We start from the raw sequence: 14380 nt of genomic DNA, 5'->3' as shown, positions 1-14380 counted from the left end.
CCCAGATACAGGAGAGTTACTGAATCGTTCCTCTTTCAATGACAACCAGTACGAAAAGGCCCGCAAAACACGGGCCTTAGAACACATGACGGACAATTACTCGATGTTCTGAATCTGTTCGCGCATTTGCTCAATCAGCACTTTCAATTCGATAGCTGAATTGGTGACATCTGAGTTAATAGATTTTGATGCCAGGGTATTCGACTCGCGGTTGAACTCCTGCATCATAAAGTCGAGACGACGGCCAACCGCTTCTTTTTTCTTCAGAATGTTGTATGTCTCTTTAACGTGAGCTTCCAGGCGATCCAGCTCTTCGGCAACATCAACACGTTGTGCCATTAGTACCAGTTCTTGCTCGAGGCGGTTATTTTCAAGCTGAACTTGTGCATCTTCGAGTTTGGCAACCAGGCGCTCACGTTGCCATTTCAGGACTTCCGGCATGTGCGCGCGGACTTTCACGACTTCGGCGCTGACACCTTCAAGGCGCTGTTCGAGCAGTAATTTCAATGCCTGGCCTTCGGTTTCACGGGCAACAATAAAGTCGTCCAGCGCACCATCAAGGGCGGCAAGAATTTCAGCTGTGATGGCATCAAGGTCTTGTTCCTGAGCAGACATCACACCAGGCCAGCGTAAAATATCAACTGGATTGATTTCGCCTTCGTCGCTCTGCATTTTTACCCAATTCGCTGCTTCAACCAGCTGTTTAGCCAGTTTTTCATTGAGCAGCAAAGAACTTTGAGCACGAGTATCAGGTTCGAAACGTAGGTTACATTCGATTTTCCCGCGAGTTAAGCGGGTGCGAATACGCTCGCGAGCCACAGGTTCGAGGCTACGGAACTGCTCTGGCATACGGATGTAGGTTTCAAGATAACGCTGGTTTACCGAACGTAACTCCCAGGTGGCGCTGCCCCATTCGCCTTTTACTTCACGTCGGGCATAGGCGGTCATACTGCGGATCATATTTCGTAACCGTATTCTGTAATAGATGTGGGGGATTATAGCCATGCCTGTCGTGGCAGGATAGGAATAAGCGAACGAAGTCCGTATAATGCGCAGCCACATTCGTTTTAGCCGGAGATAACCCCATGCGTCCATCAGGTCGTAGCGCCAATCAAGTGCGCCCAGTCACCCTGACCCGTAATTACACCAAACACGCAGAAGGCTCCGTGCTGGTCGAGTTCGGCGATACTAAAGTACTTTGTACCGCCACCGTTGAAGAAGGTGTTCCGCGCTTTCTGAAAGGCCAGGGCCAGGGTTGGATCACCGCTGAATATGGTATGTTGCCGCGTGCGACCCATAGCCGTAATGCTCGTGAAGCAGCAAAAGGTAAGCAGGGTGGCCGTACTCTTGAGATTCAGCGCCTGATTGCGCGTTCTCTGCGTGCAGCCGTTGATTTGAAAGTCCTTGGCGAATACACCATTACACTGGACTGCGATGTTCTGCAGGCAGACGGCGGCACTCGTACCGCATCTATTACTGGCGCATGTGTTGCGCTGGCGGATGCGCTGAACAAACTGGTCGCAGCCGGTAAGATGAAAACCAATCCAATGAAAGGGATGGTTGCGGCGGTATCTGTCGGTATCGTTAAAGGCGAGGCTCTGTGCGATCTTGAATATGTTGAAGATTCTGCCGCAGAAACTGACATGAACGTCGTGATGATGGAAGATGGCCGCATGATTGAGGTCCAGGGCACCGCGGAAGGCGAGCCGTTCACCCATGAAGAGTTGTTGGCGCTACTGGCGCTGGCACGAGGGGGAATTGAATCTATCGTAACGGCGCAGAAGGCGGCGTTAGAGAATTAATTTTAGGCGACTCTGAGAGTCGCCTTTTTTTTGTCGCAATAATCGAGGAGCAAATCCATGAAACCGTATCAGCGCCAGTTTATTGAGTTTGCGCTTAACAAGCAGGTACTTAAGTTTGGCGAATTCACGCTGAAATCCGGGCGTACCAGCCCTTATTTCTTCAACGCAGGGTTGTTTAATACCGGGCGTGATCTGGCACTGTTAGGCCGTTTTTATGCCGCCGCGTTAGTGGATTCCGGGATTGAGTTTGATTTGCTGTTTGGGCCGGCTTACAAAGGGATTCCTATCGCGACTACTACAGCGGTTGCGTTGGCAGAGCATCATGAACGTGATGTGCCATATTGCTTCAACCGCAAAGAAGCAAAAGATCACGGTGAAGGTGGCAACCTGGTCGGTAGTGCCCTTCAAGGGCGAGTGATGTTGGTGGATGACGTTATTACTGCGGGTACCGCAATCCGTGAATCAATGGAAATTATTGCTGCCAACAATGCATCACTGGCTGGCGTGTTAATTTCTCTGGACCGCCAGGAGCGTGGTCGTGGTGAAATCTCTGCAATTCAGGAAGTTGAGTGCGATTACCAGTGCCAGGTGATTTCGATCATCACGCTGAAAGACCTGGTTGAATACCTGGAAGAAAAACCTGAAATGGCCGTGCATCTAGCGGCTGTACAGGAATACCGTACTCAGTACGGCGTGTAAGAAAAAGGGCCTTTTGAAGGCCCTTTCTATTTAACGAAGTTGTGCGGCAATCAGCGGCCAACGGGTATCAAAATCACCGGTAGGCAGATAGCGGAATTCGCTACGCACAAAACGCGATAGTGTCCCTTCACAAAATGCCAGCAGCAAGCTTGCCAGTAACGATTCATCAGTAATGTAGCCTTCACCTTCACGCATCTTCTTTTCACGCATGACCTGGCGCAATTGCACTTCTATACGCTCAAAAAGCTGATTGATACGGCCTTGCAGACGGTCTTGTTCAAACATCAGCGCGTGGCCGGTGAGAATTCGTGTTAGGCCAGGGTTGCGCTCGCCAAACCCAAGAATCAGTAAAACAATCAAGCGTAACCGGGCGTGGGTGTCTTTCTCATCTTTCAGGATGAGATTGATACGGGTAATCAGACTATCTTCAATAAACTCGATAAGGCTATCGAACATCTTCGTTTTGCTGGGAAAATGTCGATAAAGTGCAGCTTCGGAAACACCAACAGTCGCGGCGAGTTTGGCAGTCGTAATGCGTTGGCTGCCATCGCTGGACTCAAGCATTTGGGCCAAAGACTGAAGTATTTCTTCGCGACGATTCCGTTTCGCAACTTGCTTTTCTGCCATGTTCTAAAATACCCCTGAAATAACGCACTTGTCAGGCAGGTAACCACACCGCGCTCGCAAACTTGAAGTTTGCGGTTTTTTCACATTTTTTACGCTGTGGGGTTACGTTTTTAAATGAAGTTACTGGCGTCCTGAATGGCCGAAACCACCTTCGCCACGGTCACTAGAATCGAAATCCTCAACCAGATTGAATTCGGCCTGAACGACTGGCACAAACACCATTTGAGCAATGCGCTCACCCGGTTCGATAGTGAAGTGATCTTGTCCACGGTTCCAGACGGAAACCATTAACTGACCCTGGTAATCGGAGTCTATCAGCCCAACAAGGTTGCCTAAAACAACGCCATGCTTATGACCAAGACCTGAACGAGGCAGAATGACAGCCGCAAGAGTTGGGTCGGCGATATGGATAGCCAGCCCGGTTGGAATCAGTTTGGTGATACCTGGAGCAAGCTCTACGGCTTCATCCAGACAGGCGCGCAGGTCAAGACCCGCAGAGCCGGAAGTAGCATAAGTCGGCAGGGGGAACTGTTGGCCAACGCGTGGGTCCAGAATCTTAACGTCGATTTTTTTCATCATAACGGGTAACTATCTCGTTCAGTAAAAGATGGCCAAGGAGTTCTTTACGCTCAAGAGGTAAGACTTTATCTCCTTCCTGCCAGAAAATGTGCAGTGCATTGTTGTCGCTATTAAATCCCTGGCCTGCTTGTGAGACATCATTCGCACAAATCAGATCGAGATTTTTACTCATACGTTTTTGCCGGGCGTATTCTTCCACATTATTTGTTTCGGCGGCAAACCCAACAACATAAGGTCGGTGCGCCAAAAGTGCTGCGACACCGGCGACGATGTCCGGGTTTTTTATCATTTTTATTGTAATTTCATCGCCTTGCTTTTTGATTTTCTCATCAGCTACAGCGGCTGCACGATAATCCGCAACTGCGGCACAGCCCACAAAAATTTGCTGTTCCTGAACATGTTGCTGAACAGCAGCTTCCATTTCCAACGCTGTGGTGACATCAATACGCTTCACCCATGGTGGTGTTGGCAAAGATACAGGGCCAGAAATTAACGTCACATTCGCGCCACGCGATGCCGCCGCCGCCGCGATGGCATAACCCATTTTCCCTGAACTATCGTTAGTGATATAGCGCACCGGGTCCAGACGCTCGCGGGTTGGGCCAGCGGTAATCATGATATTAAGATGTTGCAGATCTTTGGTGACAGTAAAATGCTGTGCCGCCATTTCGACTATGGTTAGCGGGTCAAGCATTCGACCTGGGCCAACATCGCCACAGGCTTGGCTGCCGCTATCCGGCCCCCACATCAACAAGCCGCGTGAAGAGAGAACTTCAAGGTTGTGTTGAGTTGCAGTGGCTCGGTACATCTGTTGGTTCATGGCAGGGACAACGGCAACCGGTGCCGGTGTGGCGAGACAAATTGTGCTCACAAGGTCATTTGCCATGCCTGCAGTAATGCGGGCAATTAAGTCGGCCGTGGCGGGGGCAAGGATAACTAAATCAGCCCATTTGCCTAATTCTATATGGCCCATTGCGGCTTCTGCTGCGGGATCTAACAAGCTGTCTGAAACCGGATAACCTGATACGGCTTGTAAACTCAGTGGCGTAATAAAGGCTTTGGCGGCCTCAGTCATTACCACTCTTACTTCTGCCCCGCGTTCACGCAGACGGCGCACCAGTTCTGGTGTTTTATAGGCAGCGATACCACCGCTCACACCCAGAACAATTTTTTTGCCAGAAAGCCCCATCATGATTTTTCCACCACAAGTCACAGTCATCTGGCTATTTTACCACACTCATTAGGTATCGACTTTTTTGCAGTTTGCGAGACATCCCGCATGCGGAATATCTGCCTGTCGTTTGTGCTTCTCGAGTTGTGCACAATAGCGGAAATGAAGGGCAAGGAGGTTCTGATGGATGTGATCATGGGGCTGGATAAAGCGAGTATGCCGCGCGAAAAACTGCTGAAATTTGGGGCCAGTTCTTTATCTGATGTGGAGTTACTGGCGCTTTTTTTACGCACTGGCAGCAGAAACATGAATGTCCTGACATTTGCGCAAACCTTACTGCATCAGTTTGGCTCGTTAAGCCGGCTGTTGTCAGCGGACTATTCGCAGTTCAACGATGTTAAGGGTATTGGTGAGGCTAAATACACGCAGTTAAACGCCATAGCTGAACTAGCGCGGCGTTATTACTATTCTCGAGGCGTTGAAGAATTGACTTTAAAAGGGCCTGATTCAGTCAGGGAATTTATCCAAAGCCAGCTAACGACTGAAGAACGCGAGGTTTTCATGGTTATTTTTCTGGATAATCAGCATCGGGTGATTAAACATTGTCCGATGTTTTCTGGAACATTGAACCATGTAGAGGTCCATCCGAGAGAAATTGTGCGTGAAGCGATGAAATCAAATGCAGCGGCGTTAATACTCGCGCATAATCACCCGTCTGGTCGAGCAGAACCGAGTAAAGCCGATCGCGTTATTACCGAACGCATCGTAAAAGCTTGCCTGTTTATGGAAATTCGAGTGCTCGATCATCTTGTTATCGGCCGTGGAGAGTACGTTTCTTTTGCAGAACGTGGGTGGATTTAGGCCGAATTGCGCGATCCTTGGGGATCTTTGTCTGTTCGGGACTTGAGCACATGCGTTAGGCAGCGTATACTACGCCACCTTTGAGAATCTCGGGTTTTGGCATTATGCGCCTGGAACTGTGGTTCACATGGAACCGCCAGGGACCAGGCTTGCGGCCTGACGAGGCGCCATAACCCTATACGAAGCTCGAGCTAATTTGATTTTTGGAGAATAGACATGTCCCGAGTCTGCCAAGTTACTGGCAAGCGTCCGGTGACCGGTAATAACCGTTCCCACGCAATGAACGCGACCAAACGCCGTTTCCTGCCGAACCTGCACTCTCACCGTTTTTGGGTTGAGAGCGAGAAGCGTTTTGTCACACTGCGCGTATCTGCTAAAGGTATGCGTGTAATTGATAAGAAGGGTATCGAAACGGTCTTGGCCGATATGCGTACCCGTGGCGAGAAGTACTAAGAGGAATTAAGTCATGGCTAAAGGTGTTCGCGAGAAGATCAAGCTGGTTTCTTCTGCTGGTACTGGTCACTTCTATACCACCACGAAGAACAAGCGTACTAAGCCGGAAAAACTGGAACTGAAAAAATTCGATCCAGTTGTCCGTCAACACGTACTGTACAAAGAAGCTAAAATTAAATAATTTTAGTGTCTTTGATGAAAACCTCGCTTCGGCGGGGTTTTTTCGTTTTAGGCTTTTGAGTCTGGAGGAGAGATGCCTGAATTGCCGGAAGTAGAAACCAGTCGCCGTGGTATTGAACCACATCTGGTCGGGGAAACTATTCTTCACGCCGTGGTGCGTAACGGTCGCTTGCGTTGGCCTGTCTCCGATGAAATCCATGCTCTAAGCGACAAACCTGTTTTAAGCGTGCAACGCCGCGCTAAGTATCTGCTGCTCGAACTCCCTGATGGCTGGATTATTATCCATCTTGGCATGTCAGGTAGCCTGCGTATCCTTCCTGAAGATTATCCTGCCCAAAAGCATGACCATGTCGACCTGGTGATGAGTAACGGTAAAGTGTTGCGTTATACCGATCCGCGCCGTTTTGGTGCCTGGTTATGGGCTAAAGAGTTGGAGGGCAGCAATGTGCTGGCTCATCTGGGGCCGGAACCATTGAGCGACGTATTTTCGGCAGACTATTTGCGTGAAAAATCTGCGAAAAAGAAACTCGCGATTAAACCCTGGCTGATGGATAACAAGCTGGTGGTGGGCGTGGGTAATATTTATGCCAGTGAATCGCTGTTTGCTGCGGGCATCCATCCGGATCGTACTGCGCAGTCGTTATCACAAACTGAGTGTGAATTACTGGTCAAAACCATTAAAGCGGTACTACTGCGTTCTATTGAACAAGGTGGGACGACGCTAAAAGATTTCCTGCAATCGGATGGTAAACCGGGGTATTTCGCTCAGGAGTTACAAGTTTATGGGCGTGCAGAAGAACCGTGTCGGGTATGTGGAGCGCCTATTCTCATCAGCAAGCATGGGCAACGCAGCACGTTTTATTGCCGCCATTGCCAGCACTAGCTCTTTATTCAGCTGTCTCCTGCTTGAGTCTTTCCAGTAACGCTTTGCATACTGGCTCAGGCAGGAAGTGGGCAACATCGCCATGATGACGCGCGACTTCTTTAACTAGCGATGAAGAGACAAAAGACCACTCTTTTGATGGCATCAGGAACACGCTTTCGAGCTCTGGCATTAAGTGGCGGTTCATATGAGCCAGCTGCATCTCATACTCAAAATCTGCCGCCGTGCGTAGCCCTCTGACTAAAACGTTAGCTTGTTGAGTTTTAGCAAAATTCGCCATCAAATCACTAAAACCGACAACCTCAACATTAGGCAAATGTGCAGTAACACCTTTCGCGAGCTGGACTCTTTCTTCCAGCGTGAACAAGGTCTTCTTGTGCGGGCTATTCGCAATCGCCAGTATCAGGGTATCAAACATCATCGCAGCACGCGTCACGATGTCCAGATGACCGTTGGTAATGGGATCAAACGTGCCAGGATAAATCGCTCGGGTGGTCATAGAGTTTTGTTTTCCGTATAGCCTTGATTCAGCGCCCAGAGTTCAGCGTATTTGTTAAACGTGTACTGTGCGTTGACGACAGCAAGTAGCCAACCTTGTTTCCCATCAAGAAAACCAGCTCGTAGCAACAGCGTTTTACAGAATGCCCCAAATGTGTGACCGAAAATACCGGCAATCGAGACTCGCTTGCCACGTTGATGACGCTCCTGCGCCCAGGCGGTCGCATAATTTAACTGTTTACGCTGGAAGCTGGCGAAATCACGGCAGGTAAGATGGAGCAAATCCCCTTTGAGTGGGATAACTTTCGCCCCTGGAGCTTCGAGAGACTCATGAACCTGATTATCATTATAATGGTAGAACGCTCGAGCGTATAGGCGGGTTACGCGGTCCGGATACCAACCGCTGTGGCGCATAAAACGCCCAAGGAACAGATTGCGGCGCGCGATACTGTAAACAGCATCTGTCTGCGGATTTTCTAAAACCGCTTTTAGCGTACTGGCCAGTTCTGGCGTGACACGCTCATCGGTATCGATCATCAAAACATAATCGTGGCTGGCGTAGCTCTGTGCGAGCTGGCGTTGTTTGCCAAAGCCTTGCCACTCTTCATTAATGAAAACTTTCGCACCAGTCTGAAGAGCTATCTCGACAGTAGAATCGGTACTGCCTGAATCCAGCAAAACAATTTCATCAGCCCAGGCCACTGAAGCCAGACATTCTGGCAATACGTCCGCTGCATTTTTAGCGATCATCACCACAGACAAGCGATTGGGCATTAATGGCTCCGTTGCGGCAGGTACGGTTGCAGTAATTGTAGCAAGCGTTGCAATGCGCCCTGATTCTGATGAAGGACTTCCACGGCATGGCGACCGTAATAAAGGCGATAGTCTTCGTCGGTTAGCAGGGTGGTGATTTCGTTAACTAGTGAAGCCGCGTCCGTAACGGTAATCAGCCCGTCGGCACTCTGCAATTTGGCGCAAATATCTTTGAAATTGAAGGTGTGTGGGCCCATCAGTACCGGAATCGCATGAGCGGAAGGTTCCAGCGGGTTATGGCCTCCTCGTTCAACAAGGCTGCCGCCCACAAAGGCCAGATCGGCAATTCCGTACAGCATCATCAACTCGCCCATAGTATCGCCAATCACCACCTGGGTGCTGTTGGATGGCTTTTCACCACTGCTGCGCATGATGTAGCTGAAACCAGCCTTCTGAGCCATATCACGCGCATCTTTGAAGCGTTCCGGGTGGCGCGGGACAAGAATTAACAGTAAATCAGGGAATTTGGCCAGTAACTGGCGGTGTGCATCCAGAATAATACTTTCTTCGCCATCATGGGTGCTGGTGGCAATCCACACTTTACGATGTGGAGCCCATTGGCGGCGTAGCGTAATTGCGCGTGCGGCAAGTTCTGGAGTCACTGAAATATCAAATTTCAGGCTACCGGTAACGGTTAATTGAGAGCGTTTCAGACCAAGCTCGATGAAACGACCACCATCTTCTTCATTCTGTGCGGCGATCAGGGTGATTTTGCTCATCAGGCGGCGCGTGAAATTACCCAGCTTTTTATACCCTTTTGCCGAGCGGGCAGAAAGACGGGCATTGGCAATGACCAAAGGGATTTTGCGTTGGTGTAATTCGTTGATCATGTTTGGCCACAACTCGGTTTCCATCACGATAACCAGTTTGGGACGCACGGTATTGAAAAAGCGCTTCATGGCGCAAGGGAGATCGTAAGGCAAATAAACATGATGCACATTTTGCCCAAAAGCCGACAGCGCACGTTCCGAACCTGTTGGAGTCATGGTGGTGACGGTAATCGGAATCGTCGGGTAGCGATGGCGCAGGGCGCGAACTAACGGAATTGCCGCCAGGGTTTCACCTACGGAAACTGAATGCAGAAGAATACCATCGGGCTCCACTTTTCCACGGCAATAGCCGTAGCGTTCCGCCCAGCGTTTGCGATACGCGGGAGCTTTACGGCTACGGAGTAACAGTCGCAGCCACACAAAAGGCTGAATAAGATAGAACAGAGCGGTATACAACGATTCCAAGCGAATTTTCCGTATTTTCATTATCGGCGGGCAAATTCTAAGCATTCGGGAAGCTTAAAGCTATTGTTTTGGTAACTTCGCGAAGGCATTGCTTAGTATTCAGATGGGTTAGTGCTTGAGGGACAGAAGTCGCGGGCGGCATGCATCCACCCGCTTAGAGGCAGTACCTCAGCCCGGAACTCGGGTCGCTTTCTTCAATTTTAGATAACGACGACCCAGACGCCAGCGCAGGCGGAATCCACGGGCATTTTTCCAAATCAGACGCCAGATACCGCGATCAAAAAACTCCTGAATGATCATCTTCTTCTTGTGCGGATCTTTCATGTTATTGAAAGTATGCAATATCCCCAGACCTTCTTTCGCGATTTGCCAGTTACAGGCTGGAATATTCTTTACCGCTTCCGGATAACGCTGGTTAATGGCATCTAACATTTCCAGTATTTTCATATAATGACGTGCTGAGCGGATCAGGGTGTCATCCGTGTCTGGTTTATGGGATACCGAGGCCGAATGGATGTAGTAATCGTAGTATTGAGCGTCAGTGTACTGAACGCGCTGCGCGGCGAGTAACACCTCCGTTGTCCACGGAATATCCTGGTGACGTAAGCCGGGTTCGAAGGTAAAGCCATGTTCGCGAATAAAATCGTGGCGATAAAGGTTTAGCCAGGTCACGTGCAGAAACTTACGCGAATCGAGCGCACGTTTAAGCCACTGGGGACCACTCAGTACGTCGGTAGACTGAAGCTTGTCTTGCGGAAAAATTGGCCGTGAAGGTTTTTTGTTGTTTTCGTAAACGTAATTACCATTGCACGTCACTACATCAAGGTCATTTTTTAAGGCTAAATCAAGAAGATGCTGGTACATGCCGGGCTTAAAGTCATCATCAATGTCCGGGAAGGAGAGGTACTGACCTGTGGCTACAGCAAGCCCGGTATTACGCGCAATCGAAACGCCCTGATTTTCCTGTTCGATTATTTTCATACCAGGAAACTTGCTGCGCCAGGCATTAATAATCGCCATGGAGCCATCGGTTGAACCATCGTTAACCATAATGACTTCCATGCTGTCGATGTTCTGAGCTTCAAGACAGGCAAAGAATTTAGCTAAAAAAAGCTCGCCGTTATAAACAGCAGCAACAACGCTAAGGAGTGGACGTAGGCTCTGTGGCATAAAATTACCCGAAAATATTGTTATCTTTCTTCTGTCGCCAGAGACAAATACTGCTGGCAGATGGCACCAATGCTATATGACTCAATCGTTGCGATATCAATAACCGGTGGGGTGTTGTAAATATCCAGCATAGTGTCAGCAAGTTCCTGAGCGCTCATGCCGGAAAGACCGCGAGACAGTTCTCCGGTCAAAATTTCCGCAGGCCCGCCAGGGCAATTTGTACTGACGGCTGGTGTCTGGCAAATTAGTGCTTCGACCAGAACGTTGCCAAATCCTTCACAATCTGAGCTAAGCAGCAGCATACGTGCATTGGCAATCCATGGATAAGGGTTTGGTGCGAAGGATTTTATAATCACACGCTCGCCAACACCAGCGGCTGTGGCCATCGCTTTTAACTCGGCAATACGCTCATTGCTGCCGTTACCCATCAGAACCAACGGAGCTTGAATTCCACTGAGAGCATAAGCGCTGATCAGCCGGTCATGGCGTTTATGTTCATGGAAGCGACCCACATGGATTAAATAATCCTGCCCGGCCATTTCACACGACTCTTTTGCTTTTAAATGTATTCCGTCGATATCGAATGGGTTATGAATGACGGTGCCCCCGGACAGCGTAATATCGAAATTTGTCGTAATATCGTGCAAAACTGCCTGAGAAACAGCGACGACATTACTATTCTGATAAACGCTTTGAATTTTCTTACGTTTTATCCAGCGTGAGAAACCCTGACGATGCTGAAGATATGAATAAGAATACATGCCGTGGACACAGTACCAGAGCTTCTCACGCGCAATGGATTTAGTGTGGGCAACAATGCGATCGGTTTTATGCAGGTGAGATAAAACGAGGTCGAAATTCCCTTTTTTCTGCGCTTGTTCTACTGCGCTATCCAGCAGAGCGGCACGGCGGGACAATTCAGTCAGCTTACGCCACGGTTTTTTACAAGTATCCAGAATCACTTGATAATCAACGTCTTCCGGAATCTCATAATCACAGACGCGACGCAGTGAGAAAACGGAAACCTGATGACCCATTGCGACCAAACCTTTCGATAAGGTAAGCACGGTTTTTTCAGCACCGCCGCCAGGTAAACCATCAATAATCATTAGGATACGCATCGTCTAATCCAGTATATTTTGATACAGCGAAATAAGTTGCTGTGAAAGTTTTTCCGGTGTCGCATCCCTGACTCGCTCGCGAGCATATTCCCCCATTTTCTCATCCACAAAGCGTGAAGATATTGCCATTACCGCTTCTGAAAGTTGTGGGATATTGAGTGCATCACAAACGTATCCGTTTTGTCCGATTGTTATAAACTCAGCTCCACCACAGGTAGCCGAGGTAATAACCGGTAAACCACATGCCATTGCTTCAAGAATCACATTTGGAAATGGATCATATAGTGTTGGCAGTAATAGTCCATCAGCTACCTGATAGAAAGGCAGCGTATTTTTCTGCATTCCCATAAACCGTATGCGATTCAGGCACCCCAGAGATTGTGCCAGTTCTCGATAACTTTTCTCGACTTTATCTTGCCCAACGATCACAAGATAGCGGTCGGTATTAGCAATGGCCTTAATTGCACTGGCTAACCCTTTACGCTCGAATCCGGAACCGACAAAGACCAATGTTACTGCGCTTTGCGGGATAGATAATTCATCTCGTAGTTTCGTGCGTAGCTCATCATTTGCCGGAACGAAGCGGGAAGAGTCAATAGCATTATAGATGACATGTATCTTATTAGCAGGTATAGAGAAATCTTCGATAATCTCTCTTTTAACCATTTCGGCATTGCAGATGACGGCTTTTAGTTCGGGAGCCTGATACATCGCCTTCTCAGCCTGCATCACATAACGATGGTATCTATCGAGAAATAGCCACTTTCCGCGCCAGGCGGGTAAAATTCTTGCACGCTGCATCAGCCAACGGCGGTGAACACCATCACCTGCGCGATAAATATCGCAACCCGCTATACGTTCATGACTTTGAACAATATCGAAATTCTCACGTTGCCATAGCGTTCTTGCCGCATCGGCAAAACCTTTTTCACGGCTGATTCGACCTAGTTTCATCGGATCGCAAATATGAATATGCCAGTTATCCTGGCGCTCACCCTGCCATTGCCGAGTGATAACGTTGAGTTCCATATCGTGGGCGCTTAACGCCTCAAGTGCGCGTGAAACGAAACGTTCAGCGCCTCCATCCGGGCGGTATTTTTGGCGGACAATAGCCAGACGGCAGCGCTTCATAACAACTGTTTCCTTGCAGCGGCGACAACAATATCGACCGGGATGGCATCGAGATAACGTTCTTTCGTGTTGGTATCAATTTTGTCAGGGTCTGGCAAATCACCATAGTTTCCTGCCCAAATGACTTCACCGACAACGTCCCACGGGCTCCAGAATGTTAGTTTTGAAGGGCCAAATAGCGCGATACATGGCGTTTTCAATGCAGCAGCCATATGCATCGGTACTGAATCCACACCGATAAACAGTTGGGCGTGGTCGATCAGTGCCGCTAATTGGCGCAGAGTTAGCTCACCCGCCAGGGAATGGATTCGCTCTGATGGGCATAACGCACGGATTTTTTCAATCATCGCTTTTTCGTTTTTATCCGGCCCGGAGGTCAATACCAGGGAATGCCCATCTTTTTGCAAAGCAGTGATGGTTTCAGCCATTTTGCCCTCATCCCAGCATTTGAAAAACCAGCGGGAGGTGGGCTGCACCACAATATAGGAACCTTCAACCCCATTGCTTTGCAGCTTACTTTGCACGGATTGCCAGTCTCCAGGCTGATAGCTCATCGTAACATCCCTGACTGGAGCAATATTCAACGGGGCAATAATGGAGAGGTTTTGCTCTACAGTGTGCAGGGTCTGATGACCTGACACTGAAGCAAGTTGAGTATGGCAATGTTGCCAGATCCAGCCGCGGCGCTTATTGAAATCAAAACCGATACGCGAAGGAGCACCAGTGAAGCGAGTGACCACGGCGCTACGCCACTGATCGGCCAGATTGATAACCAGACTATATTTTTGCTCGCGCAATGTTTTAAGTAATTGCCACTCTTTGCATAAATGCTGGCGGGTACCGAGTTTGCGCCATTTACGGTCAATTCCATAAATACGATGAATGAATGGATGTGCCGCCAGCATGTCTCTCGTTTCTTCATAGAGCAGAACATCGATTTTTGCGTGTGGCCAGGCTTGATGTAATGCATTGATCACCGGAGTGGTGAGCAACATGTCACCATGATGGCGCAACTTTATCAGTAAAATACGGGTAGGTGGCATGGCTGCAAGAGCATTCAAAGCGTTACTCATTATCATCTTTAGAAGATTAACCAAAGGGTGATTCTAATAGACCTTGAGTGTGGTTGCTACATTTGTGCTCAGGAGTTAGAAATT

17 protein-coding genes are annotated in these 14380 nt (G+C 49.0%); 6 read left to right on the top strand and 11 right to left on the bottom strand.

Translation table 11 applies throughout. The annotated features are described in order from the left end of the window. Positions 1-96: 96 nt before the first annotated feature. Positions 97-960, bottom strand: coding sequence for a YicC/YloC family endoribonuclease (locus MNO13_RS24070; RefSeq protein WP_064541832.1), 864 nt, complete (start codon positions 958-960; stop codon positions 97-99). 125 nt (positions 961-1085) lie between these two features. On the opposite strand from MNO13_RS24070, the gene rph reads away from it, so the two are divergent. Further along, on the top strand, positions 1086-1802 hold the full coding sequence (rph, locus tag MNO13_RS24065) for a ribonuclease PH (protein WP_121814628.1): 717 nt from the start codon (positions 1086-1088) through the stop codon (positions 1800-1802). A 57-nt stretch (positions 1803-1859) separates the two neighbouring features. Beyond that, on the top strand, positions 1860-2501 hold the full coding sequence (pyrE, locus tag MNO13_RS24060; protein WP_241939390.1) for an orotate phosphoribosyltransferase: 642 nt from the start codon (positions 1860-1862) through the stop codon (positions 2499-2501). 30 nt (positions 2502-2531) lie between these two features. On the opposite strand, the gene slmA is transcribed toward pyrE, so the two are convergent. From slmA to coaBC, 3 genes are all read right to left on the bottom strand, one after another. Next, the gene (gene slmA / locus MNO13_RS24055) at positions 2532-3128 is read right to left on the bottom strand and encodes a nucleoid occlusion factor SlmA (protein ID WP_064541822.1); all 597 of its coding nucleotides are present in this window, start codon (positions 3126-3128) and stop codon (positions 2532-2534) included. Between the two features lie 120 nt (positions 3129-3248). Beyond that, positions 3249-3707, bottom strand: a complete 459-nt coding sequence (gene dut, locus MNO13_RS24050; protein WP_064541819.1) for a dUTP diphosphatase — start codon at positions 3705-3707, stop codon at positions 3249-3251. Then, positions 3685-4896: a bifunctional phosphopantothenoylcysteine decarboxylase/phosphopantothenate--cysteine ligase CoaBC gene (coaBC, locus tag MNO13_RS24045; RefSeq protein WP_232887164.1), complete on the bottom strand. Its 1212-nt coding sequence runs from the start codon at positions 4894-4896 to the stop codon at positions 3685-3687. Before coaBC ends, dut begins: the two co-directional genes overlap by 23 nt. Positions 4897-5073: 177 nt before the next feature. Between coaBC and radC the strand changes: the two genes are divergently transcribed. The 4 genes from radC to mutM all read left to right on the top strand — a co-directional run bounded on the left by radC (position 5074) and on the right by mutM (position 7255). After that, complete coding sequence (gene radC, locus MNO13_RS24040; protein WP_232887163.1) at positions 5074-5739, top strand: RadC family protein; 666 nt, start codon at positions 5074-5076, stop codon at positions 5737-5739. A 216-nt stretch (positions 5740-5955) separates the two neighbouring features. Continuing rightward, positions 5956-6192, top strand: coding sequence for a 50S ribosomal protein L28 (rpmB, locus tag MNO13_RS24035; RefSeq protein WP_034461465.1), 237 nt, complete (start codon positions 5956-5958; stop codon positions 6190-6192). Between the two features lie 13 nt (positions 6193-6205). After that, the gene (gene rpmG, locus MNO13_RS24030; RefSeq protein ID WP_002208990.1) at positions 6206-6373 is read left to right on the top strand and encodes a 50S ribosomal protein L33; all 168 of its coding nucleotides are present in this window, start codon (positions 6206-6208) and stop codon (positions 6371-6373) included. Between the two features lie 72 nt (positions 6374-6445). After that, complete coding sequence (mutM, locus tag MNO13_RS24025; RefSeq protein WP_241939389.1) at positions 6446-7255, top strand: bifunctional DNA-formamidopyrimidine glycosylase/DNA-(apurinic or apyrimidinic site) lyase; 810 nt, start codon at positions 6446-6448, stop codon at positions 7253-7255. A 4-nt stretch (positions 7256-7259) separates the two neighbouring features. Here mutM and coaD read toward each other — a convergent pair whose 3' ends face one another. The 7 genes from coaD to rfaQ all read right to left on the bottom strand — a co-directional run bounded on the left by coaD (position 7260) and on the right by rfaQ (position 14296). Continuing rightward, the gene (coaD, locus tag MNO13_RS24020) at positions 7260-7754 is read right to left on the bottom strand and encodes a pantetheine-phosphate adenylyltransferase (protein ID WP_064541812.1); all 495 of its coding nucleotides are present in this window, start codon (positions 7752-7754) and stop codon (positions 7260-7262) included. Beyond that, positions 7751-8527, bottom strand: a complete 777-nt coding sequence (locus MNO13_RS24015) for a glycosyltransferase family 2 protein (protein ID WP_064541809.1) — start codon at positions 8525-8527, stop codon at positions 7751-7753. The genes coaD and MNO13_RS24015 overlap by 4 nt, the downstream gene beginning before the upstream one ends. Beyond that, complete coding sequence (gene waaA / locus MNO13_RS24010) at positions 8527-9801, bottom strand: lipid IV(A) 3-deoxy-D-manno-octulosonic acid transferase (protein ID WP_064541806.1); 1275 nt, start codon at positions 9799-9801, stop codon at positions 8527-8529. Before waaA ends, MNO13_RS24015 begins: the two co-directional genes overlap by 1 nt. Positions 9802-9969: 168 nt before the next feature. Continuing rightward, the gene (locus MNO13_RS24005) at positions 9970-10971 is read right to left on the bottom strand and encodes a glycosyltransferase (protein ID WP_232887156.1); all 1002 of its coding nucleotides are present in this window, start codon (positions 10969-10971) and stop codon (positions 9970-9972) included. 20 nt (positions 10972-10991) lie between these two features. After that, positions 10992-12092, bottom strand: a complete 1101-nt coding sequence (locus MNO13_RS24000; protein WP_241939388.1) for a glycosyltransferase — start codon at positions 12090-12092, stop codon at positions 10992-10994. A gap of 3 nt (positions 12093-12095) precedes the next feature. After that, positions 12096-13223, bottom strand: coding sequence for a glycosyltransferase family 4 protein (locus MNO13_RS23995; protein ID WP_064541796.1), 1128 nt, complete (start codon positions 13221-13223; stop codon positions 12096-12098). After that, the gene (rfaQ, locus tag MNO13_RS23990) at positions 13220-14296 is read right to left on the bottom strand and encodes a putative lipopolysaccharide heptosyltransferase III (RefSeq protein ID WP_370918801.1); all 1077 of its coding nucleotides are present in this window, start codon (positions 14294-14296) and stop codon (positions 13220-13222) included. The genes MNO13_RS23995 and rfaQ overlap by 4 nt, the downstream gene beginning before the upstream one ends. Positions 14297-14380: the final 84 nt, after the last annotated feature.

The organism is Buttiauxella ferragutiae (assembly GCF_022637515.1).
GTDB lineage: Bacteria > Pseudomonadota > Gammaproteobacteria > Enterobacterales > Enterobacteriaceae > Buttiauxella > Buttiauxella ferragutiae.
This window is presented reverse-complemented; position numbering and strand designations above follow the sequence as displayed.

Bases quoted from the DNA above. Each gene is read 5' to 3' on its own strand.
- MNO13_RS24070 (WP_064541832.1), bottom strand. From the start codon at position 960: ATGATCCGCAGTATGACCGCCTATGCCCGACGTGAAGTAAAAGGCGAA.
- rph (WP_121814628.1), top strand. From the start codon at position 1,086: ATGCGTCCATCAGGTCGTAGCGCCAATCAAGTGCGCCCAGTCACCCTG.
- pyrE (WP_241939390.1), top strand. From the start codon at position 1,860: ATGAAACCGTATCAGCGCCAGTTTATTGAGTTTGCGCTTAACAAGCAG.
- slmA (WP_064541822.1), bottom strand. From the start codon at position 3,128: ATGGCAGAAAAGCAAGTTGCGAAACGGAATCGTCGCGAAGAAATACTT.
- dut (WP_064541819.1), bottom strand. From the start codon at position 3,707: ATGATGAAAAAAATCGACGTTAAGATTCTGGACCCACGCGTTGGCCAA.
- coaBC (WP_232887164.1), bottom strand. From the start codon at position 4,896: ATGGGGCTTTCTGGCAAAAAAATTGTTCTGGGTGTGAGCGGTGGTATC.
- radC (WP_232887163.1), top strand. From the start codon at position 5,074: ATGGGGCTGGATAAAGCGAGTATGCCGCGCGAAAAACTGCTGAAATTT.
- rpmB (WP_034461465.1), top strand. From the start codon at position 5,956: ATGTCCCGAGTCTGCCAAGTTACTGGCAAGCGTCCGGTGACCGGTAAT.
- rpmG (WP_002208990.1), top strand. From the start codon at position 6,206: ATGGCTAAAGGTGTTCGCGAGAAGATCAAGCTGGTTTCTTCTGCTGGT.
- mutM (WP_241939389.1), top strand. From the start codon at position 6,446: ATGCCTGAATTGCCGGAAGTAGAAACCAGTCGCCGTGGTATTGAACCA.
- coaD (WP_064541812.1), bottom strand. From the start codon at position 7,754: ATGACCACCCGAGCGATTTATCCTGGCACGTTTGATCCCATTACCAAC.
- MNO13_RS24015 (WP_064541809.1), bottom strand. From the start codon at position 8,527: ATGCCCAATCGCTTGTCTGTGGTGATGATCGCTAAAAATGCAGCGGAC.
- MNO13_RS24005 (WP_232887156.1), bottom strand. From the start codon at position 10,971: ATGCCACAGAGCCTACGTCCACTCCTTAGCGTTGTTGCTGCTGTTTAT.
- MNO13_RS24000 (WP_241939388.1), bottom strand. From the start codon at position 12,092: ATGCGTATCCTAATGATTATTGATGGTTTACCTGGCGGCGGTGCTGAA.
- MNO13_RS23995 (WP_064541796.1), bottom strand. From the start codon at position 13,223: ATGAAGCGCTGCCGTCTGGCTATTGTCCGCCAAAAATACCGCCCGGAT.
- rfaQ (WP_370918801.1), bottom strand. From the start codon at position 14,296: ATGAGTAACGCTTTGAATGCTCTTGCAGCCATGCCACCTACCCGTATT.